Raw genomic sequence first — 21,229 nt, forward strand, 5'->3', positions numbered from 1 at the left:
GTGGATTCCAAACAAGATTATTGTAATAAAATTACAATTATTTCAAACGATTTAAGAACTTAAAGACTTTAGTAGGCACAGATCGCTTACGATTATTTTTATAATCATAAAGACGCTCATCTGCCAATTTCAATAGTTGTTTATAGCTACTCACCCTATCGGAGTCTACGCTCGCACCACCATAACTAATCGTAATGGGCACAAGGTTGGATTTATAATGCAATGGGTTGGATTGTAAATATTCATGCAAAGATTCAGCAATTTGCAAACCATGATTCAAGGACTTACCCGGTAATACGAAAACAAACTCATCACCAGCAAAACGAAAGGCTAGGCCCTGCTTATGCACATGCTTTAAAAGTCGTTTAGCAATATATTCAAGCACCTCATCACCACAGTTGTGCCCCAAGGTATCATTAATAGACTTAAACGCATCACAATCTAAAAAAGCGACCGTTAAATCTCTCTGTTCTTGCTTCGCCCTCTGAAACTCTCTATCCAGCATTAACTCAAGCTGACGACGATTCAACAAGCCTGTCAGTGAGTCCCTAGTCGCTAAATATTCCAGTTTTTCACGCGCTGTCACATTACTTAGACAAATAGATATTTTTATTGCCAATTGATCCAGTAAGAATGTATCTTTTAATTTAGGGTCATAGCGCTCTTGCGTGGCATCAGCTTGGCAAAAAAGTCCGACCAACGCACCATCAATTGTTAAGGGAGAAATAGCAAGAGAGTGAACAACCCCTTGATAGACGGCAGGAATGATTGCCTGGCACTTACTAATATCATCATTTACTAAGATAGTTTTGGCAGATGATTTAATAACATCAACCATATGACTACGACGGGAAAACATTACCCTATCACGTAAGTTAGGGGTTTTTTCTAAACTTTCCATAAGATGTGAAAGCGGGGCTTCGTTAATCAGGTTCACCCAAACATAAGGCACATTAAATTGTTTCTGCACCTCTTTTGTTAAAGTTGAAACAAACTGGTCACAACGACCAATCGATAGAATGCAACGTTCTATTTCAAAGAACTTACGAGCTATTTGCTCGTTTTCTCTTACATTTTCTATCAGTTGGTTAATATCATGCATATAGGCTACCAGTAATTAATTACGCCATTTCAAACACTATAAAAATCACCTTGAATCATTTATCAAGTGGGACTCATTAGCAAATTCTTGTTAGTAAATGTCTCAACAGAAAACAAGATCCCTTATTACCCTAGTATATATCTAGCCTAAAATTAATAAACTTACTTTCTGCAAATACTTGTCTTTAAAGTAAATAAATACAATTTATGCGATAAAGATATGACAAAAAGTTAAAGCTTTCGGTTATTTGTTCGATAGTAAAGGAAAGACAAAAAGTAGTGTTTAGATGAATATAATAAATATTGTTGAAAGCCAGATTACCCAGCGAACACATGCAGGCAGCAGTGTCTCTAATAACGCACAATTTGCACTTTTAATGAGTTTATTTACCCAACCAGGGCCGGCTATCTATAACGACGAAGATAGCTTAAACCAACATAGCTACCATGCTGTGAATCGCCCCATTAGCTTTAAGCAAACCATTCACACAAACCCACAAGCGAATATCGCACTATTAAAAGCATTAGGATCAGAACCTCTAATCGAAGCAAACTCTACCCCCTATGATGCCCTTGAAAGTGTTAATACACTCATCGCTAATGCTTAGTTAAAACAGATGACACCCTCTTAATAAGCGATTCCATTGGGCAGCATGTTGTTGCGCACTAACTTGATACAACCCCCATATCTCAGACTCTTTCTCCATTGAAAATTGCTGCAGAAACAAAGCTAAATCAGTACTAGAAGATGAAGCATTACGCTCAATTTTCGACAAACTTGCCAATACGTCATAAGCGGTACGGTTAACCCTCGCCATATAAGGTTGAATCCCTTCTATATAATGAGTTTTAAACTGCTGCTTTAGAAATACCATTGGCCCTCGGCAAAATGCTGGATTAGTTTCTAATACTGATAATTTATCTGCTATAAGCGTTAAATGATCAGTTAATATGAGCAGACTTAAAAGCAGTCTACCTGCATACTCACTATCATGGATGACTTTAAAGTGGCTTTCAAAGTCATCCAATATATTAGATTCTAGTATCGATACAGCAGTTTGATTTTCACCTATCATCTCACCTAATTTAGCTAACTTATCTAAGGAGATTCGTAAAGATTGAAAACCTGAACGATTCTCTGAAAGAGGTAAATATCCATTAGAGAAACTATAAAACACATCGGTTTCTTTCGAGTTAAATACTGCATTTGCATATACCTTATTCAACTCTTGCTGTTTTATATCTGCCACCTGAGTCAGTTTATCTTGCAAAGAGACTGAACCAGCATCACATTCATTTAATGCCTTGATGACTTTGATTTCATATAATAATTGCTGGCTATTTGGCATAACCTTGCCTAAAACACTATTTTTTTCACCAACCAAAACACCTAAACCACAATGCTGTAAAGATAAAAAATCAATGAGGCCAATATCAAATTGAGTCAGGCTCTGTTGCTTAAGCTTGTAGGATGGAAGCGCATAAGTAGGAAACCTTTTAGCTGGTGTCGTCATAGAAAGTTGTTCGTAACGATTTAAATCTTCCACATAAGCACCCAGGCTATCAGAGATATCCGTCGACCCCTGGCACCCTACTAGAGCGAAACAGCTAGAAGTAATATAGAACCAACTTAGATTTAATTTTCTTATAAAGGAAAGCCTCAACGTCTCTTCCTGACCATTAATAACCAAGACTCATTAAGTTTAGTCGCTCAAATCTCATATCACTAAGAAACCTAACCGCATAATTTGAGCATAAAAAAAGCGAACCCTTAGGTTCGCCTCTCTATATTCAGCACTATTACTTACGTGATTTAGCAATCTCTTCTGCTAACTCATCAAAGCTTTTGCCAGCCTTAAACTGTTGATATAAAGCTTGATCATTATTCATTGACGTTTTCAACAAGTCTTTAGTAACTTGCTCAACGCCAGCAGGATCTAACGCGACTAATACAACGATGCCACCTGTTGGTGTCGGCATTTGACGGATAATTTTAGAGCCAACCAAAGTCTGATCTGTAATCTGTTTTGTTACAGATGTATTTACACGATCAACGGTTTCAGCATCACCAGCACCCGTTGTTTCAGCATACTGCTTAATCATATTCTGAATATCTAGACTCAGCACTTGAGCCAGCTCAACACGCGCAGCTGTTGCAGCCATTTGCTTCATGAAGTTAGGACCAGCACCAGACTTATCACTATAACCTACAGAAGATAGGTCATAACCAGGCATAGGTGCACCACAAACCCAATCAGGGGCTGCGCCACCAGAACCATCAGCAAACAAGCAAGAAGCAACTGGAGCCGCTACAGCTTGAGTTTCTGTCTTTTCAGGTGATGAACCACAAGCAACTAGAAATGCGGAAGCCATCAAGGTTCCAAGTAAGCGATATTTCATAAGATCTCCCTATTAATAAGCGTCAGAACTGACCTTATTTATATTTTATAGCTCAAATAATTAGTTTAGTCTTAGTGAATATTAAAAGTAATAAAGCTATCAGGCAAGAACAAAAAAGGGAGAGCGTAATGCTCTCCCTTTTTTAATACCAGAAGCTCAACCTTTACTTATTCAGTAAAAGCCGCTTTTTCTTCTTCTGATACATCTTTCATAGAAAGCTTGATACGGCCACGCGCATCAACATCTAGAACTTTAACCAAAACTTCTTGGCCTTCTTCTAGGAAGTCAGATACCGCACGGATACGCTCTTCAGCTATCTGAGAGATATGAACTAGACCATCTTTACCAGGTAAGATAGTAACAAACGCACCAAACTCAGCTAGACGAGCAACAGTACCTTTATAGATCTTATCTACTTCAGCTTCTGCTGTGATTTCATAAATACGAACCAAAGCAGCATCAGATGATGCCTTATCAGCAGCATAAATACGTACAGTACCATCATCATCAAGATCGATAGAAGCGCCTGTTTGTTCAGTAATAGAGCGGATAGTTGCACCACCTTTACCGATAACGTCACGAATCTTCTCTGGATCAATTTTGATAGAAGCCATAGAAGGTGCATTTGGTGATACTTCAGGACGAGCATAACCAATGACTTTAGACATTTCACGAAGGATATGAGTACGAGCTTCAAGCGCTTGGCTTAAGGCCATATCCATAATTTCTTCGTTGATACCTTCAATTTTAATGTCCATTTGAAGTGCAGTAATACCTTCAGCAGTACCCGCAACTTTAAAGTCCATATCACCTAGGTGATCTTCATCACCCAAGATGTCAGTAAGAACAGCAAAGCCGTCATCTTCTTTCACAAGACCCATTGCAATACCAGCAACAGGCGCTTTAAGAGGAACACCCGCGTCCATCATAGACAAACTTGCACCACAAACAGAAGCCATTGAGCTTGAACCGTTAGACTCAGTAATCTCAGATACAATACGGATTGTGTATGGGAACTCTTCTTCTGAAGGCAATACTGCTTGAACACCACGACGTGCTAGACGACCATGACCAATTTCACGACGACCAACACCACCCATACGACCACACTCACCAACAGAGTATGGAGGGAAGTTATAGTGCAGCATGAAGCTATCTTTATTTTCACCAGCAAGACCATCACTCATTTGCGCATCACGACTCGTACCTAGAGTACAAGTAACAATCGACTGAGTCTCACCACGTGTGAACAAAGATGAACCATGAGTTTTGCTCAGAAGGCCAACTTCAACTTCGATAGGACGAACCGTTTTATTGTCACGGCCATCAATACGAGGCTTGCTTTCGATTACTCGACGACGAACTGTGTTTTTCTCAAGTTTTGCGAATGCTTTTGTTACGTCAGCTTCTTCAACAGCACCTTCTTCAGATACTAATGCTTCTACTGCAGCTGTACGCACTTCGTCAAGCTTACTGTAACGATCCATTTTTTCGCTAATACCGTAGGCCGCTTCAACTTGCTCAGCAAAACCTTCAGCGATAGCTGCTTTAAGCGTTTCGTTTTCTGGTTCTGCAGACCATTCCCAACGAGGCTTGCCAGCTTCAGCTGCAAATTCAGAAATTGCAGAAACTGCAGTTTGCATTTCTTTATGAGCATAAAGAACAGCACCTAGCATTTCATCTTCAGTCAGTTCTTGTGCTTCAGACTCAACCATTAGTACAGCGTCTTTAGTACCTGCAACAACCATGTCCAACAAAGAACCATCAAGTTCTGAGTAAGATGGGTTAAGTACATAGCCGTCGTCATCATTGAAACCAACACGAGCAGCACCGATAGGACCATTGAATGGAATACCAGAAACAGACAGCGCTGCAGACGTTGCTAGCATGCCAGCAATATCAGCGTCAGTGTCTGTATTTGTAGACATAACAGTGATAACAACTTGCACTTCGTTCATGTAACCCTTAGGGAACAAAGGACGAATTGGGCGGTCAATTAGACGTGATGTTAGTGTTTCTTTTTCAGAAGGGCGACCTTCACGCTTAAGGAAACCACCAGGAATTTTACCAACAGCGTAAGCACGCTCTTGATAATGCACAGAAAGAGGGAAAAAACCTTGTCCAGGCTTTTCAGTTTTAGCGCCAACAACGGTCGCAAGAACTTGTACATCGCCAATAGTACAAAGAACAGCACCTGTTGCTTGACGTGCAACACGGCCTGTTTCTAACGTTACGGTATCTTTACCGAACTGAAATGTTTTAGTCGTAATACTCACAAGTATTCCTTATTAAATTTAAAAACTGTTTTCACCCAAAGACATTCTTTTAGAGCCAGTACTCAGATTATTTCTCAATCAAATTTAGATTTTAATTTGATTTTTGCAAAAAATAATTTGAAGTACAGGCTGTCCCTTGGGAATGAAATTAACTAAGTTTGGTAAAAAAAAAGGCCATAGTAAACTATGGCCTTTCTTCAGTCTTAGCGACGTAGACCTAGCTTTTTGATCAAGCCAGTGTAACGTGCTGCGTCTTTACGCTTAAGGTAGTCCAACAACTTACGACGTTGGTTTACCATGCGAATAAGACCGCGACGAGAATGATGGTCATGGATATGAGCTTTAAAGTGACCTTGTAGACCTTCGATGTTCTTAGTCAACAAAGCAACTTGAACTTCAGGTGAACCTGTATCGCCTTCAGCTACTTGAAACTCTTTTACCAATGCTGCTTTTGATTCTGCAGTTAATGCCATTATCTTATCTCCAATATAATATGCTATTAAAAATATAGGGTGGCCGAGCATATTTTCAGGCACCCTAGATACAGTAAAAAACGGGTTACCCCTGTTGTTCACTCGTATTTATCAATCTGTGAGGCTTAATAAATTCACCTCGAATTTGCCCTAAGCCAAAGAACCTTTGATCAGCTTGCGCAAATAATCGCACTAAACTTTCTTCTTCAAACTCAGTGCCATTGGCCAATGCGCGACCAAAAAGAATATCCCTAGCATCAGCCGCGGACAATTCTACCCTATTAAGATGCATAACGGCAGAGTCCATAGGCAATAAATGTTTATCCAATTCAGAATAACCACCTTCAGCAATCGCCTCAAACTCTTCCAATGTAAGCATATCTTGCGGATCATAACCTGCTGACGAAACTCGATGCAGTGCAGATAAATGCGCACCACAACCTAATGCTTCCCCAACATCCTCACCAATAGTGCGAATATAGGTTCCTTTAGAGCAAGAAATATCTAGGGTTAAGCTATTCTCTGTTCTTTCTATTACAGTCAGATCAGAAATAGTCACCTCTCTACGTTTACGCTCAATCACAATACCTTGTCGAGCATATTCATAAAGAGGCTTACCTTCGTGCTTCAACGCCGAATACATAGGAGGAACCTGCTCTATTTCGCCACGAAAGCGATCAAGAATAGACTCCAATGCTTCATCCGTTAAGTTAGGCACAGGCTCTGTCGTCAACACATCACCTTCAGCATCGCCCGTGGTCGTTCTCACGCCAAGAGCCACCTTAGTAATATAACGTTTATCCGCATCTAACAAGAACTGAGAAAACTTGGTTGCCTCACCAAAACACAATGGCAACATACCTGTTGCCAAAGGATCAAGAGCACCTGTATGTCCCGCCTTCTCAGCTTGAAATAGACGTCGAACTTTTTGCAAAGCCTGATTAGAACTCAAGCCTAAAGGTTTATTTAGTAAGACAACCCCATGAACTGGGCGCCATGTGCGTTTTGTCATTTTACTTTTAACCTAGATCTTAAGCAGTTTATTCACTGTCATTTTCTGGATTGTGCTTAGCATCTGCTTTAATTGCTTCATCAATCAAAGCTGACATTTTTGCACCATTTACAACACTATCATCATAATGAAAGCGCAGTAACGGCATCACACGGAGTTTAATCTCCTGTGATGCACGACGGCGTAAAAAATTACTAGCACTGTCTAATGCAGTTTGGTTCTCAGCCAGTTTTTCCGGCTTGTCATCCATACCTAACACAGTGTAATAAACATCAGCGTAGCCAAGGTCCTTAGCTACTCTGACTTCATTAATAGTGACTATCCCTAAACGAGGATCCTTCACTTCAAACTGTATGATAGAAGCCAGCTCTTTTTGAAGCTGGTCTCCTATTCGACTAGTACGACTAAATTCGCTTGCCATTATAGCCTCTTACAAAGAACGGGCGACTTCAACAGTCTCGAAGACTTCGATCTTATCGCCAACTTTAACATCGGTATAGTTCTTCACGCCGATACCACATTCCATGCCTTTGCTGACTTCATTAGTTGCATCTTTGAAGCGACGTAATGATTCAAGTTCGCCTTCATAAATAACAACATCATCACGCAATACACGGATCTGCTTGTTACGGTAAACCGTCCCTTCAACAACCATACAACCAGCAATAAGGCCGAATTTAGGTGAACGGAAGATTTCACGAACTTCAGCTGTACCCTTGATGTCTTCACGAAGATCAGGTGACAACATACCAGATAGCGCCTGTTTAACATCATCAATGATGTTATAGATTACGCTGTAGTATCTTAGGTCAACAGTCTCACGCTCAATGAAAGCTTTAGCAGAAGCATCAGCACGTACGTTGAAACCAAAGATTACCGCCTCAGAAGCCAAAGCCAAAGTTGCGTCAGTTTCAGTAATACCACCAACACCACTTGAAATGATGTTTACGCGAACTTCATCAGTATTCAAGTCAAGTAAAGATTTATTCAGAGCTTCAAGAGAACCACGAACATCAGCTTTCAAGACAACATTCAAAGTACGAACTTCATCTTTACCCATTTCAGAGAATAGGTTTTCTAGCTTAGCTGAGTATTGACGTGCAAAGCGAACTTCACGGTATTTACCTTGACGGAAGTTAGCAACTTCACGCGCTTTACGCTCGTCAGATACCACCAAGAACTCTTCACCAGCATCAGGTGTACCATCAAGACCCAAGATCTCAACAGGAATAGAAGGACCAGCACTTTCAATTGGCTTACCATTTTCATCAAGAAGGGCACGTACACGACCCATTTGAAGGCCAGCCAATACAATGTCACCTTTCTTCAATGTACCATTTTGTACAAGCAAGGTTGCAACCGAACCACGACCACGATCTAGGCGTGCTTCAACCACAACACCTTTACCTGGTGCACTTGGCACAGCAGTTAGCTCTAGCACTTCAGACTGAAGCAATAACGCCTCTAGCAGTTCTTCAATACCTTCACCAGACTTAGCAGATACACCAACGAACTGAACGTCACCGCCCCATTCTTCAGGTACTACTTCTTGTGCAACTAGCTCGTTTTTAACACGGTCAAGGTCTGCTCCATCTTTGTCAACCTTAGTAATAGCAACAACCATAGGCACTTCAGCTGCACGGGCATGCTGAATCGCTTCAATAGTCTGAGGCATCACACCGTCATCCGCAGCACATACTAGGATTACGATATCTGTCGCTTTAGCACCACGAGCACGCATAGATGTAAATGCAGCGTGTCCAGGAGTATCCAAGAAGCTGATCATGCCATGTGGTGTTTCTACATGATATGCACCAATGTGCTGGGTAATACCACCAGATTCACCTGCTGCCACTCGTGTAGTACGAATGTAGTCAAGTAATGATGTTTTACCATGGTCAACGTGACCCATTACAGTCACAACTGGCGCACGTTTAATCTCTTCACCTTTGTAGTCAATCGCTTCAATGATGTCATTCTCTACTGCGTTCTCATCAAGGAACTTAACAGTGTGACCCATTTCTTCGACTACCAAAGTTGCTGTATCACGATCAATTACTTCGTTAATAGTCGCCATTGCGCCCATTTTGAACATGATTTTGATAACAGCAGCTGCTTTAACTGTCATTTTTTCAGCTAGTTCAGCAACAGTAATACTCTCTGGCAAAGCAACTTCATGCACAATTGGTGCAGTCGGTTTTTGGAAGCCGTGCTCTTGTGGCGCAGCTTTACGGTTTTTCTTGCCAAGTTTATTGCGACGACCGAACTCATCATCACCCATAGCATTTTTGTTACCGCGCTTTTTATCAGCACCGAAACGGTTTTTACCTTTACCGTCTTGTTTTTGCGGTGCTGCTTTTTTACCTTTTGATGGTTCTTTATCAGCAGTCATATGATGGTTTTTCTTCGGTGCTGGTTTAGCTTGTTTTACAGGTTCCAAGGACTCTTTCGCTCCTACGTTGGAATTCTTACCGTCCGATGAGCTCTTAGCAGTGGTTTGAGCGTCTTGCTTAGCTTTTTGCTCTGCTGCTGCCGCTTCTGCAGCCGCCTTTTCTTCTGCTAATTTTCTTTCTGCTTCTTGGCGAGCTTTCTCTTCTGCAGCTAGTTTAGCTTTTTCTTCAGCAGCGAGTTTAGCTTGCTCTTCAGCCTGACGCTGAGCTAGCAGTTCTTGCTGCTTAGCAGCCTCATCTTCAGTATCATTACGCTTCACATAGGTGCGTTTTTTACGCACTTCTACGTTAACCGTCTTATTATCGCCACCTTTTAAGGTAGAGGTTTTTTTACGTTGCAAAGTAATGCGTTGAGATGATTTCTCACCTGACTCATCACCACCGTGCGCACGTTGAAGGTGTTTCAATAGCACTTGTTTCTCGGCATCTGAAACTTCTTGGCTCTCACTTGATTGTGGTAGCCCTGCTTCCTTCATCTGAGTCAGCAGCTTCTCTACTGGTGTATTCACCAGCTCGGATAGTGTTTTTACGGTTTGAACTGTCATTAAGTTCCCCCTTTATTCTACTCAGATTTATTCAGATTCAGCGAACCAAGGTGCACGAGCTGTCATAATTAGTGACGCTGCGCGTTCTTCATTGATTTCTTCAATATCAATTAAGTCATCAACAGACTGCTCAGCTAAATCTTCCATTGTACAGATGCCTTTAGACGCTAATACCAATGCCAGGTGGTTATCCATACCTTCCATTGTGAGCAAATCTTCTGCTGGAGCAGCTTCTTCTAGCTGCTCTTCAGCTTGTAGCGCTAAGTTTAATAAGGCTTCTTTTGCTCTTGAACGAAGCTCGTTTACCAAGTCTTCATCAAAATCATCGATATCCAGCATTTCTTCCATTGGCACATAAGCAATTTCTTCTAATGTGGCAAAACCTTCATCAACTAACTGACCTGCTAGGTCATCATCAATATCTAGGTTATTCACGAAAAGATTAATAAGCTTATCGGACTCTTCTTGCTGTTTTGCGACAGCGTCTTCGCTCGTCATTACATTTAACTGCCAACCCGTTAGGTTAGACGCTAAACGAACGTTCTGTCCGTTACGGCCAATTGCTTGAGCTAAGTTGTCTGCACTAACAGCTACTTGCATTGAGTGTGTATCTTCATCAATAACGATAGAGTCCACTTCTGCAGGAGACATTGCATTGATAACAAGTTGTGCCGGATTATCATCCCAAAGCACAATATCAACACGTTCGCCATTTAACTCATTGGAGACAGCTTGTACACGTGCACCACGCATACCAACACAAGCACCGATTGGATCAATGCGACGGTCATTCGTTTTAACAGCAATTTTTGCACGTAGACCTGGGTCACGAGCTGCACCACGAATCTCGATCATTTCTTCTGCAATTTCTGGCACTTCAAGGCGGAAAAGTTCAACCATGAATGCAGGGTCGTTACGAGAAAGAATCAATTGAGCGCCACGGCTATCGTCACGAATCTCAAGTAATAAAGCACGAATTCTGTCATTCATGCGGAAAGTTTCACGAGAGATAAGTTGGTCTTTAGGTAATACAGCTTCTGCATTCTCACCTAGATCCACAATTAAACTATCACGTGTTACTTTTTTCACTTGACCATGAACTGGCTTGCCCACTTTTTCGCTATAGCGAGCAACAACTTTCGCACGCTCAGCTTCGCGGACTTTTTGAACAATCACTTGCTTAGCCGTTTGCGCTGCAATACGACCAAATGCTTCTGATTCAACTTCTTCTTCGAAGATTTCACCAATAGCTAAACCTAGGTTCTGCTCTACTGAGTCATCGATGGTAAGTTCATGGGCAGGTTGAGCATAATCTTCATCAGCAACAATGTCCCATTGGCGGTACGTAGTGTAATCACCCGTACGCTGGTCAATTGAAACTCGAATTTTTGCTTCTTCTTCAAAACGGCGTTTAGCAGCACTTGCTAAAGCAATTTCAACTGCTTCAAAAATAACTTGTTTTGGTACGTCTTTTTCGTTGGAAACTGCTTCCACTACCAAAAGAATATCTTTGCTCATCCTTTTAGCCTCTCTTTAAAGGGTAAATTAAAATACTGGAACAACGTTGGCTTTATCAATTAGATCAATTGGTAACAAGTACTCTTCTTGATCTACACGCAACACAACGTCTTCCCCTTCAACGGCTGTCAACTGACCTTTGAACTTACGTCTTCCATCAAATGGCACACGTAAACGCAGCGACACTATCGCTCCGATGTATTCCTCAAATTGAGTTAGATCAAATAGTGGACGATCAAGACCAGGCGAAGAAACCTCAAGGCTATACTCACCAGTAATTGGGTCCTCAACATCCAAGATAGAACTCACTTGTCGACTAACTTTGGCACAATCCTCGATATCAGTGCCATTTTCAGAGTCACTCTCTATAAACACTCTTAACACCGAATCTTTACCTTGAGAGATATATTCCAATCCCCAAAAACGGTAGCCAAGTCCTTCTACTACAGGACGAATAAAGCCCTCTAATATAGTATCTTTGCTAGACAATCACTTTCTCCGATTTAACAAATGTCAAAGTTCAGAAACAAAAAACGGGCTCAAGGCCCATTTTATTATATCCAGATAACAAAAAACCCCATAAAGGGGTTCTTCAAATGAATCAGAATAATCTAACTCATTGTCTTACTTGAGATTTAGCTTCAAGCAAGTTGGAATTCTTTTGTGTAAACAGACCCCTTTAGAAAGATCAATACACAATGGTTGCGGGGGCAGGATTCGAACCTACGGCCTTCGGGTTATGAGCCCGACGAGCTACCAAACTGCTCCACCCCGCGTCAAAGTGTGCACATCATACACACAATCTTACTACAAATCAACATTGGTACCGATGGCCGGACTCGAACCGGCACAGCCTTAGGCCACCACCCCCTCAAGGTGGCGTGTCTACCAATTCCACCACATCGGCATACCAAAAACTTAACCTATTAAAAGGTAAGTTTACTCAACTACAGGAACATCTGAATTGCCAGCTTGAGGCTCAGCCAAATCAGGAACAGTTACTGTATCTTGAATTTCTTCAACAGCAGGTACAAAGTCTAATTGACCAGAAACTTGCTTAGCTTGTTGACTTGCCACATAAGCAAGACCAAAACTTGTTAAGAAAAACACTAATGCAAATAAAGCTGTCAGTTTACCAAAGAAGCTACCGCTACCTTGACTACCAAACACAGTTTGCGAAGCACCACCACCGAAAGAAGCTCCGGCATCAGCACCTTTACCTTGCTGTAGTAACACCAAACCAATAATCGCAATAGCAGCTAACACGTGTACAACTAAAACCAAAGCTTCCATCATTTAACCTGCAGATTTCACAATACCAATAAATTCTTCAACTTTTAAAGATGCGCCCCCAACAAGGGCCCCATCTATATCTGGCATAGCGAACAAGCCAGAGCTAGAGCTCGCTTTTACGCTACCACCATAAATAATTCTTACTTTCTCACTAACTACTTCATCAGATTTAGCAATATGCTCACGAATTGCTTTATGCACTTCTTGAGCCTGCTCAGCTGAAGCAGAAAGCCCTGTACCTATCGCCCAAACTGGCTCATATGCAATGACAATTTGCTCAAAAGCATTAACACCAACAAGATTTAGTACAGCGTCAATTTGAGAGAAACACACATCTAAAGTGATATTCTGCTCACGTTGTTCGAGACTTTCTCCAATACAAAGAACCGGTGTTAGTTCAGATGCTAAAAGCGCTTTCGTTTTTTCAGCAATAACCTGATCTATTTCACCGTAGATCGAACGACGCTCAGAGTGTCCAACTAAAACATAATCTACCGCAAAGTCTTGCAACATTGAGATACTAACTTCACCTGTAAATGCACCAGAACTTTGTTCAGATACGTTTTGGGCAGCCATTTTAATTAGACTTTTCTCTAGCAAGTTATCCACTTGCGCTAAATAAGGGAAAGATGGGGCAACCACAACTTCCACAGGAGTATCATCTATTGCAGCATTTAAGCCAACAACAAGTTGATTAATTGATTCCGAAGAACCATTCATCTTCCAATTTCCTGCAACAATTTTCTGGCGAGCCATTCTTGCACCTCTTATTTTGAGGCGGCAATTCTAATGAAATGCCGCCTTGTTTTCAAGTATTTGTTTAATATGATTTATTTTTTAACCAAGAAGTGTCAGCAAATTAACGAATTAAAGTGCTTTTGAGTAAGTTTCTACTTCATTCGCTAAAGACTCAACCAGTTCATCAACCAACTCAGAGTCATCACCTTCTACCATAACGCGAACCAAAGGCTCAGTACCTGACGCTCTCAACAAAACACGCCCAGAGCCGTTAAGTTTCTCATTAGCCTGAGCAATCGCCTGCTGTAACTGTGGCACTTCAGCAGGTGAAAAGCGTGTTTTTACACGGATATTTTTAAGCCTTTGAGGAAACTTACTAAAACCTTGCAAGAGCTCGGTCAAAGTCTTCTCTTCTTCAACCATTGCTTGCAAAACTTGCAGAGCAGCAACGATACCATCACCAGTAGTTGTAATTGAACGACAAACAATGTGACCGGAAGGCTCACCACCCAACACCCAACCAAGCTGAGTTAATTTTTCATTTACGTACCTATCACCAACAGAAGCACGCCCAAAACCCATTCCCTGTTCTGAAAAAGCAAGCTCCAGGCCAAAATTACTCATCAGGGTGCCAACTACACCACCACTAAACTTACCAATGTTTCTTAAATGGTTTGCAATGACGTAGAGCACATCATCACCATCACGTACTTCGCCATCAGCATCAACCATGATCAAACGATCGCCATCACCATCTAACGCAATGCCGATATCTGCTTTTTCTGCCAACACTCTTTCACGCATTAACTCTGGTTTAGTTGCACCACTATTTTCATTAATATTTAGACCATCAGGCTTATCACCAAGAACGATGACATCTGCACCAAGCTCAGTAAAAACTCTCGGCGCAATGTGATAGGTTGCACCATCAGCGCAATCAACCACTATTTTAAGGCCATTGAGCTGCAACCCAATTGGGAAAGTACCCTTACAGTACTCAATATAACGACCAGCCGCATCATCTATACGCTTAGCACGACCAATTTGGTCAGATGGAACTACAACTAAAGGCTGATCCACGTAATATTCTATTTTCTCTTCTATCTCATCAGATAACTTAGTACCTTCCGCTGAGAAAAACTTAATGCCGTTATCGGTATAAGGATTATGAGATGCACTAATAACAATACCCGCACTAGCACGAAAAGTACGTGTAAGGTATGCAATAGCAGGTGTTGGCATAGGCCCCACTAGACGAACATCAACACCAGCTGCAACAAGGCCTGCCTCTAAAGCAGACTCAAACATATAGCCAGAAATACGCGTATCCTTACCAATCACAACTTTTTTGCCGTGTTCTTTAAATACTTGTCCTGCTGCCCAACCAAGCTTCAACATAAACTCAGGAGTAATTGCACCTTCACCGACTCTACCGCGAATACCATCTGTGCCAAAATATTTACGCATTTATTTTTCTCTCTTAATTCGATACATGAGTTCTAACATGTCATAGTGAGGCTTCACATCATGCACTCTAAAAATACTTGCACCTTTTGCAAAGGCTGCAGCATGAGCACCTAAGGTGCCAAATACTCTATCTTGAACTTCTGCATTCAACACCTGACCTATCATGCTTTTTCGTGAGGCACCAATAAGCACTTCGAAACCATGACTTAGAATTTGATCGAGATTATTTAGCAATTCAAGATTGTGCTCCAGTGTTTTACCAAACCCAATACCTGGATCTAATAGTATCTGCTCAGACTTCATTCCCAGCGCCTGACAAGCCTTTGCTCTCTCTAACAAAAAACTGAGAACTTCGTTATATACTGCGGAATAGTTTGGATTTGCCTGCATAGATTCAGGATTACCTTGCATATGCATAAGACAAACAGGCAAACCTGTCGCTATAGCAGCATCCAGCGCACCATCACGCGTTAAAGCTCGTACATCATTAATCAATCCAGCGCCCTGCTTAGCACCTTCAGTCATTATCTGAGCAGAGCTAGTATCTAAAGATACAACAACATCAAATCGAGACTTTATAGCAGCAACAACAGGAATAACCCGATTCATCTCTTCTTCTAATGAAACAGCTGATGCACCGGGCCTTGTTGACTCACCACCAACATCTATAATGGACGCACCTTCAGACAGCATTTTTTGCGTCTGAAAAAGAGCATCATCTAGATTGGAGAATGATCCGCCATCGAAAAAAGAATCAGGGGTAACATTTAAGATACCCATGATCTGAGGACGGGATAAGTCAAGCGACTTATCCCCAAAAATAGTAACAGCCATCAGGCTCCCTATCTCTCTTAATAAAAAGCTTATTTATATAGATAAACAGAGAGAGCTTAGCTCTCTCCACTGGTTTTAGGGTTAGCCGCATCAGGCGCATCCGTAAAACCATTTTCATCTTTAATTTCACCCGTATTTAGATCAACAGTTTCTTTTGGCGCATCTCCGCCAGCAGTTGGCTCATCACCACTAGAGTCAGACCAACCTTCTGGTGCAGACGGCTTATTACCATCCATAATCTCTTTAATTTGCTTCGCATCGATCGTTTCGTACTGCATCAAAGCGTCAGCCATAACATCTAGCTTAGAACGGTTATCTTCTAGAATTTGTGTCGCTTTCTGATAGCAAGTACTAATAATATCTTTTACTTCTGCATCAATACGCATACCTGTTTCAGGTGAGAAGTAGTTAGCTTTGCTGCCAGTTGAAGTCGCGATAAAACCACCGTTATTATCATCTTCTTCATATGCAAACGGACCTAACTCCGCAGATAAACCCCATTTAGTTACCATGTTACGGGCAATGCTTGTTGCTCGTTCAATGTCATTAGAGGCGCCAGTTGATACACCGTCAAAACCGTGAATCATCTCTTCGGCAATTCGACCACCATACAAGCTACAGATTTGTGATTCTAAACCACGTTTACTGATACTGTACTTATCTTCTTCTGGAAGATACATGGTCACACCTAGTGCGCGTCCACGAGGAATAATAGTCACCTTATACACAGGGTCATGCTCTGGCATCAGGTAACCAATGATAGCGTGACCAGCTTCATGATAAGCCGTATTTAGCTTTTCATCTTCCTTCATCACCATGGTCTTACGTTCAGCACCCATGAGAATTTTATCTTTAGCTAGCTCTAACTGCTCCATATTAACCAAGCGGCGGTTAGATCGCGCAGCAAACAATGCCGCTTCGTTAACCAAGTTAGCAAGGTCAGCACCAGAGAAACCAGGGGTACCACGAGCAATGTTTTTTGGATTCACATCTTCATCACAAGGCACTTTACGCAAATGTACTTTAAGAATCTGTTCACGGCCACGAATGTCTGGCAAACCAACTTGAACTTGGCGATCAAAACGACCAGGACGCAGTAAAGCAGGGTCCAATACATCCGGACGGTTAGTTGCAGCAATAACGATAATACCTTCATTACCTTCAAAGCCATCCATCTCAACCAATAATTGGTTCAATGTTTGTTCACGTTCATCATTACCGCCACCCATACCTGAGCCACGATTACGACCAACAGCATCAATCTCATCAATAAAGATGATGCAAGGTGCATGCTTCTTAGCCTGTTCGAACATATCACGAACACGAGAAGCACCTACACCTACAAACATTTCAACAAAGTCTGAACCGGAAATAGTAAAGAAAGGTACTTTGGCTTCACCAGCAATCGCTTTAGCTAACAAAGTTTTACCTGTACCAGGTGGTCCACACATCAAGATACCACGAGGAATCTTACCGCCAAGGCGTTGAAATTTGCTTGGCTCACGTAAGAAGTCAACTAACTCTTTAGTATCTTCTTTCGCCTCATCACAACCAGCCACATCAGCAAAGGTTGTTTTGATCTGATCTTCAGGCAACAACCTCGCCTTAGACTTACCAAATGCCATTGGGCCGCCTTTGCCGCCACCGCCACCTTGCATTTGGCGCATGAAGAACATAAAAATGGCCAAAATAAGCAAAATAGGGAAACTCGCAACAAGCAGTTGAGTCCAAATGCTTTGCTGTTCAGGCATGCGCCCTTCAACAACGACATTATTACTCAACAGATCATCCATAATTTTTGGATCAGCTGCTGCTGGGCGCACTGTTTCAAACGGCACACCATTTTTGTCGGAACCACTGATGGTATAACCATCAATTACAACACGCGCAATATTGCCGTCCTGCACTGAGTTTACGAATGACGAGTATGTCATACGGCTTGTTTCAGTCGTGGTATTAAAATTTTTGAATACAGTTAATAAAACGGCTGCGATTACTAACCACAACAGAATATTTTTAAGCATATCGTTCAAGAGCACACCTCTTAACGTTTGAATAAATGACCTTCAGCAAGTATATACCAGCTCTAAGCTCATCCCTAATTTACCCTTTAAATTGTCTACCTAACAAATAAACTTCTCTACTTCTCGCACGAGAAGCATCAGGTTTACGTGTTACAACGCTAGTAAACATGCCGCGCATTGTCTTTAAATATTCATCAAAGCCCTCCCCTTGAAAAACTTTTACTAAAAAGTTTCCGCCAGGTCGTAAGACTTGAGAGGCCATATCCAAAGCCAATTCCACTAAATACATGGATTGCGGCTGATCAACAGCGCTATTACCACTCATATTGGGGGCCATATCTGAAATTACAAGATCTGCATGCTCATCTCCTATCGCTTTTAGGATTTCTTGATAAACATCATCCTCTGTAAAGTCCCCTTGAACAAAGGTTACACTTGGCAAAGGTGCCATCTCTAAAATATCTGACGCAACAACTTTACCTTTGTCACCAATCAATCTCCCCGCTATTTGAGACCAACCACCAGGCGCTGCCCCTAAATCTACCACCTTCATGCCAGATTTTAGCAATTTATCCTTATCATTTATCTCAATTAACTTGTAACTAGCACGCGAGCGATAACCATCTTGCTGAGAACGCCTTACATAAACGTCATCAAAATGCTCTTTCATCCAGCTTTCACTACTTTTTGATCTTGCCACGGTTTCTTCATACCTAAATCCAACAATATTCCGTTATAATATATCTTAACCTCTAAAGCCTCCATCAAAGAGGAGTAACTAAACATGAGAAAATTAAAATATGAGCATATCCAACGTTCAAAAAAAGCAATATAGACTTATTGGTCACGCCTTAAACCCTGTTGTTATGATTGCAGGTAATGGTTTAACAGAAGCCGTATTAACAGAAGTTGATCGTGCCCTTGAAGATCACGAACTAATTAAAGTACGTTTTAGCATCATGGATCGTGAAGTTCGCAGTGATCTTATTGCTGAAACAAGCAAAATCATGAAATGTGAAGTCGTTCAAACTATTGGTAAAGTAGCCCTTTTTTACCGCAAAGCATTAGAGCCAAATCCTAAGCTTTCAAACTTACTACGCTAGGTTTATTAAGACTGGTGAAAACATTCACCAGTCTTACCCTCAAAAAAACACACCTGATTAAACTTCAACCAACAAGTGCCGATAACCATATTACCCATTAGCTTTTATTAGGATTAATGTCGTGATATTTATTCAAGCCCTTGAAAAAATGCATGCAAAAGCAAATGACAAGGTTAAAATTAGAGCCCGCTCAAACCAACACGCCATCAAACCAGATGTTGATAGCGTTTTTTTAAGCGATGCGGCGAACCATGCTGTCGAAGTTAATATCACAAGTGAGGCCTACACCAAACTTGATGCCAACATGAGTATTGAAGCTAGCTTACTACAAGCGGCAATCCAACATCTTAATAAAACCCTCGTACCTATTTACTCTCTTGATGAGTTAGATCTCGGTCGCAACAAATGGCACCTTGCCTTACAGCAGCCACCCAATACAGTACCGCGCCACAAGAATCATTATGGCCTTGGGGTAAAGCCTTGTCCGACGGATATCCTAAACTATAAATTTGTCATGCCAGTTACCAGCACTGCAGGAAGGCAGTTTGAATTTTATTTAGAGCTAAGAGTGGCAAGGTTCACCCAAGCAGCAAACCACTGGCCTTTGCCAGAGATAGAGCCGATCCAGCTTGAAGTTATCCCCAGTCCTTATAATGGACGTTTTTTAGAGAGCGTTAATACGGACAATCATTATTTTCTTGATCAAGATGGGGACGAGAGTCAAACACTCCCTATTTTGTCCAATATGCGTGATAAAACAAAATTCAAAGATTTCCCTGAAAATCATTTTTTTAGCGGATTAAGAGTCTGGCGCTGTAATGACAACATACTCAAAATCATCTTATTAGGCGAACCAAATCTGGGAGCAATCTATATCGCTAATATTAAAGCCTAAATCACACCCGCTTTTAATGATAAAGGGAGGCATTAAGAGCTAAAACAATGAAGCTAATCTTCTCCAGAAGTTGTAGCACAGAACATTAATGCTTCAATATGGGTCTGATTAGTAATTTTATGAGGCAAATGAGACTCGAAATAAAAGCTATCTCCAGCTTCAAGAAAATATTTTTTCCCTTTTATTTCTAAAATCAGTCTTCCTTTTATTAAGTAACCTGTTTTTTCACCTAACTTAGCGCTTCCTTCGATATTAGTCACTGCGCCAGCAAGATAGCGCTGTACAGTTGCCCCCATTGAACGCTCTTTTATAAAGTACTTTCCTACAAGTTGACTATTAACCTCACCAACTGTCACATCAAGTAAGTCTTTTTCTTTATAAACCACTTGATAATCCAGCTCATCCGATTGAGAAGTATCAAAAAAACCAGATAAAGGCACAGCTAGCGCAGCTAGAATTTTCTCTAGCGAGCTAATACTTGGGCTCACTTTATTCGTCTCTATCATAGAAATAGCACTATTAGTCATACCCGCCCGCTTAGCAAGTTCACGCTGAGATATCTTTTTAGTCTTTCTTAGTTGATAGAGCCTTTCACCAACATTCATTTTCTCACCCTAAACATTTTCACCTGAGTTTAAAAACAAAAAAAGCCGTCATTAAATACGGCTTTTTTAAAAATTGTGATTAAGGTCTGTTAGGTTAAATACTAAAAGATGAACCACAACCACAAGTTGAGCTAGCATTTGGATTTTTCACCGTGAAGCGAGACCCTTCAAGCCCTTCTTGATAGTCCACTTCAGAACCAACAAGGTATTGAAAGCTCAGAGGATCTACCACCATTTTAACGCCTTCACGTTCAACGGTAGTATCATCTTCTTGAAACTCTTCATCAAAGGTAAAACCATACTGAAACCCAGAGCAACCACCGCCTGTCACATAAACACGTAACATCAAACGATTATTCTCTTCTTCTTCAATTAGGTTTTTAAGCTTCGCCGCCGCAGCGAGAGTAAACTCAAATGGTTCTACAGATTGTACTGTCATTACTACTCCAGTGAAGCAATTCGATCAGCCTGAATGCATATTAAACAGACCAATCA

General features: G+C 41.2%; 21 protein-coding genes and 2 tRNA genes. 3 read left to right on the plus strand and 20 right to left on the minus strand.

Annotated features, from left to right (window positions below; translation table 11 throughout):
• Positions 1 to 37: 37 nt before the first annotated feature.
• Positions 38 to 1,102, minus strand: a complete 1,065-nt coding sequence (locus tag Q0A08_RS12720; RefSeq protein ID WP_438461924.1) for a diguanylate cyclase — start codon at positions 1,100 to 1,102, stop codon at positions 38 to 40.
• A gap of 286 nt (positions 1,103 to 1,388) precedes the next feature.
• On the opposite strand from Q0A08_RS12720, the gene Q0A08_RS12725 reads away from it, so the two are divergent.
• Positions 1,389 to 1,709, plus strand: a complete 321-nt coding sequence (locus Q0A08_RS12725) for a hypothetical protein (RefSeq protein WP_438461925.1) — start codon at positions 1,389 to 1,391, stop codon at positions 1,707 to 1,709.
• Here Q0A08_RS12725 and Q0A08_RS12730 read toward each other — a convergent pair whose 3' ends face one another.
• The 17 genes from Q0A08_RS12730 to rlmE form a co-directional block, all read right to left on the minus strand.
• Positions 1,710 to 2,648: a DUF3080 family protein gene (locus Q0A08_RS12730; protein WP_438461926.1), complete on the minus strand. Its 939-nt coding sequence runs from the start codon at positions 2,646 to 2,648 to the stop codon at positions 1,710 to 1,712.
• 253 nt (positions 2,649 to 2,901) lie between these two features.
• On the minus strand, positions 2,902 to 3,501 hold the full coding sequence (locus tag Q0A08_RS12735; RefSeq protein ID WP_438461927.1) for an LPP20 family lipoprotein: 600 nt from the start codon (positions 3,499 to 3,501) through the stop codon (positions 2,902 to 2,904).
• Positions 3,502 to 3,668: 167 nt separating this feature from the next.
• Entirely contained in the window at positions 3,669 to 5,777 is a 2,109-nt protein-coding gene (pnp, locus tag Q0A08_RS12740) for a polyribonucleotide nucleotidyltransferase (protein ID WP_438461928.1), read from the minus strand.
• 203 nt (positions 5,778 to 5,980) lie between these two features.
• Entirely contained in the window at positions 5,981 to 6,250 is a 270-nt protein-coding gene (gene rpsO / locus Q0A08_RS12745) for a 30S ribosomal protein S15 (protein WP_009835750.1), read from the minus strand.
• Between the two features lie 85 nt (positions 6,251 to 6,335).
• Positions 6,336 to 7,262, minus strand: coding sequence for a tRNA pseudouridine(55) synthase TruB (truB, locus tag Q0A08_RS12750; RefSeq protein ID WP_438461929.1), 927 nt, complete (start codon positions 7,260 to 7,262; stop codon positions 6,336 to 6,338).
• Between the two features lie 28 nt (positions 7,263 to 7,290).
• On the minus strand, positions 7,291 to 7,683 hold the full coding sequence (rbfA, locus tag Q0A08_RS12755) for a 30S ribosome-binding factor RbfA (RefSeq protein ID WP_009835752.1): 393 nt from the start codon (positions 7,681 to 7,683) through the stop codon (positions 7,291 to 7,293).
• Between the two features lie 9 nt (positions 7,684 to 7,692).
• Positions 7,693 to 10,257 carry a translation initiation factor IF-2 gene (infB, locus tag Q0A08_RS12760; RefSeq protein WP_438461930.1) on the minus strand — a complete coding sequence of 855 codons (2,565 nt, stop codon included), beginning with the start codon at positions 10,255 to 10,257 and terminating at the stop codon, positions 7,693 to 7,695.
• A 27-nt stretch (positions 10,258 to 10,284) separates the two neighbouring features.
• Complete coding sequence (nusA, locus tag Q0A08_RS12765; RefSeq protein WP_438461931.1) at positions 10,285 to 11,775, minus strand: transcription termination factor NusA; 1,491 nt, start codon at positions 11,773 to 11,775, stop codon at positions 10,285 to 10,287.
• Positions 11,776 to 11,802: 27 nt separating this feature from the next.
• Positions 11,803 to 12,264: a ribosome maturation factor RimP gene (rimP, locus tag Q0A08_RS12770; protein WP_046016682.1), complete on the minus strand. Its 462-nt coding sequence runs from the start codon at positions 12,262 to 12,264 to the stop codon at positions 11,803 to 11,805.
• Positions 12,265 to 12,474: 210 nt separating this feature from the next.
• A tRNA-Met gene (locus Q0A08_RS12775) sits at positions 12,475 to 12,551 on the minus strand.
• Between the two features lie 45 nt (positions 12,552 to 12,596).
• Positions 12,597 to 12,682, minus strand: a tRNA-Leu gene (locus tag Q0A08_RS12780).
• A gap of 32 nt (positions 12,683 to 12,714) precedes the next feature.
• Positions 12,715 to 13,068, minus strand: coding sequence for a preprotein translocase subunit SecG (gene secG, locus Q0A08_RS12785; protein ID WP_438461932.1), 354 nt, complete (start codon positions 13,066 to 13,068; stop codon positions 12,715 to 12,717).
• 3 nt (positions 13,069 to 13,071) lie between these two features.
• Complete coding sequence (tpiA, locus tag Q0A08_RS12790) at positions 13,072 to 13,824, minus strand: triose-phosphate isomerase (protein ID WP_438461933.1); 753 nt, start codon at positions 13,822 to 13,824, stop codon at positions 13,072 to 13,074.
• 111 nt (positions 13,825 to 13,935) lie between these two features.
• The gene (gene glmM, locus Q0A08_RS12795) at positions 13,936 to 15,273 is read right to left on the minus strand and encodes a phosphoglucosamine mutase (protein WP_438461934.1); all 1,338 of its coding nucleotides are present in this window, start codon (positions 15,271 to 15,273) and stop codon (positions 13,936 to 13,938) included.
• Positions 15,274 to 16,107, minus strand: a complete 834-nt coding sequence (gene folP, locus Q0A08_RS12800; RefSeq protein WP_438461935.1) for a dihydropteroate synthase — start codon at positions 16,105 to 16,107, stop codon at positions 15,274 to 15,276. It lies immediately after the preceding gene.
• Between the two features lie 56 nt (positions 16,108 to 16,163).
• Positions 16,164 to 18,140, minus strand: a complete 1,977-nt coding sequence (gene ftsH, locus Q0A08_RS12805) for an ATP-dependent zinc metalloprotease FtsH (protein ID WP_438461936.1) — start codon at positions 18,138 to 18,140, stop codon at positions 16,164 to 16,166.
• Between the two features lie 70 nt (positions 18,141 to 18,210).
• Positions 18,211 to 18,831, minus strand: coding sequence for a 23S rRNA (uridine(2552)-2'-O)-methyltransferase RlmE (gene rlmE, locus Q0A08_RS12810; protein WP_438461937.1), 621 nt, complete (start codon positions 18,829 to 18,831; stop codon positions 18,211 to 18,213).
• A gap of 100 nt (positions 18,832 to 18,931) precedes the next feature.
• Between rlmE and Q0A08_RS12815 the strand changes: the two genes are divergently transcribed.
• Both Q0A08_RS12815 and Q0A08_RS12820 read left to right on the plus strand, forming a co-directional pair.
• The gene (locus tag Q0A08_RS12815; RefSeq protein WP_046016689.1) at positions 18,932 to 19,234 is read left to right on the plus strand and encodes a YhbY family RNA-binding protein; all 303 of its coding nucleotides are present in this window, start codon (positions 18,932 to 18,934) and stop codon (positions 19,232 to 19,234) included.
• Positions 19,235 to 19,355: 121 nt separating this feature from the next.
• The gene (locus Q0A08_RS12820) at positions 19,356 to 20,129 is read left to right on the plus strand and encodes a hypothetical protein (protein ID WP_438461938.1); all 774 of its coding nucleotides are present in this window, start codon (positions 19,356 to 19,358) and stop codon (positions 20,127 to 20,129) included.
• 53 nt (positions 20,130 to 20,182) lie between these two features.
• Here Q0A08_RS12820 and Q0A08_RS12825 read toward each other — a convergent pair whose 3' ends face one another.
• Together Q0A08_RS12825 and erpA are read right to left on the minus strand one after the other, a co-directional pair.
• Complete coding sequence (locus Q0A08_RS12825; protein ID WP_438461939.1) at positions 20,183 to 20,734, minus strand: helix-turn-helix domain-containing protein; 552 nt, start codon at positions 20,732 to 20,734, stop codon at positions 20,183 to 20,185.
• 94 nt (positions 20,735 to 20,828) lie between these two features.
• Entirely contained in the window at positions 20,829 to 21,173 is a 345-nt protein-coding gene (erpA, locus tag Q0A08_RS12830) for an iron-sulfur cluster insertion protein ErpA (RefSeq protein ID WP_438461940.1), read from the minus strand.
• Positions 21,174 to 21,229 lie beyond the last annotated feature (56 nt).

Source organism: Marinomonas sp. PE14-40 (assembly GCF_051623805.1).
In the GTDB taxonomy this organism is placed as follows: Bacteria; Pseudomonadota; Gammaproteobacteria; order Pseudomonadales; family Marinomonadaceae; genus Marinomonas.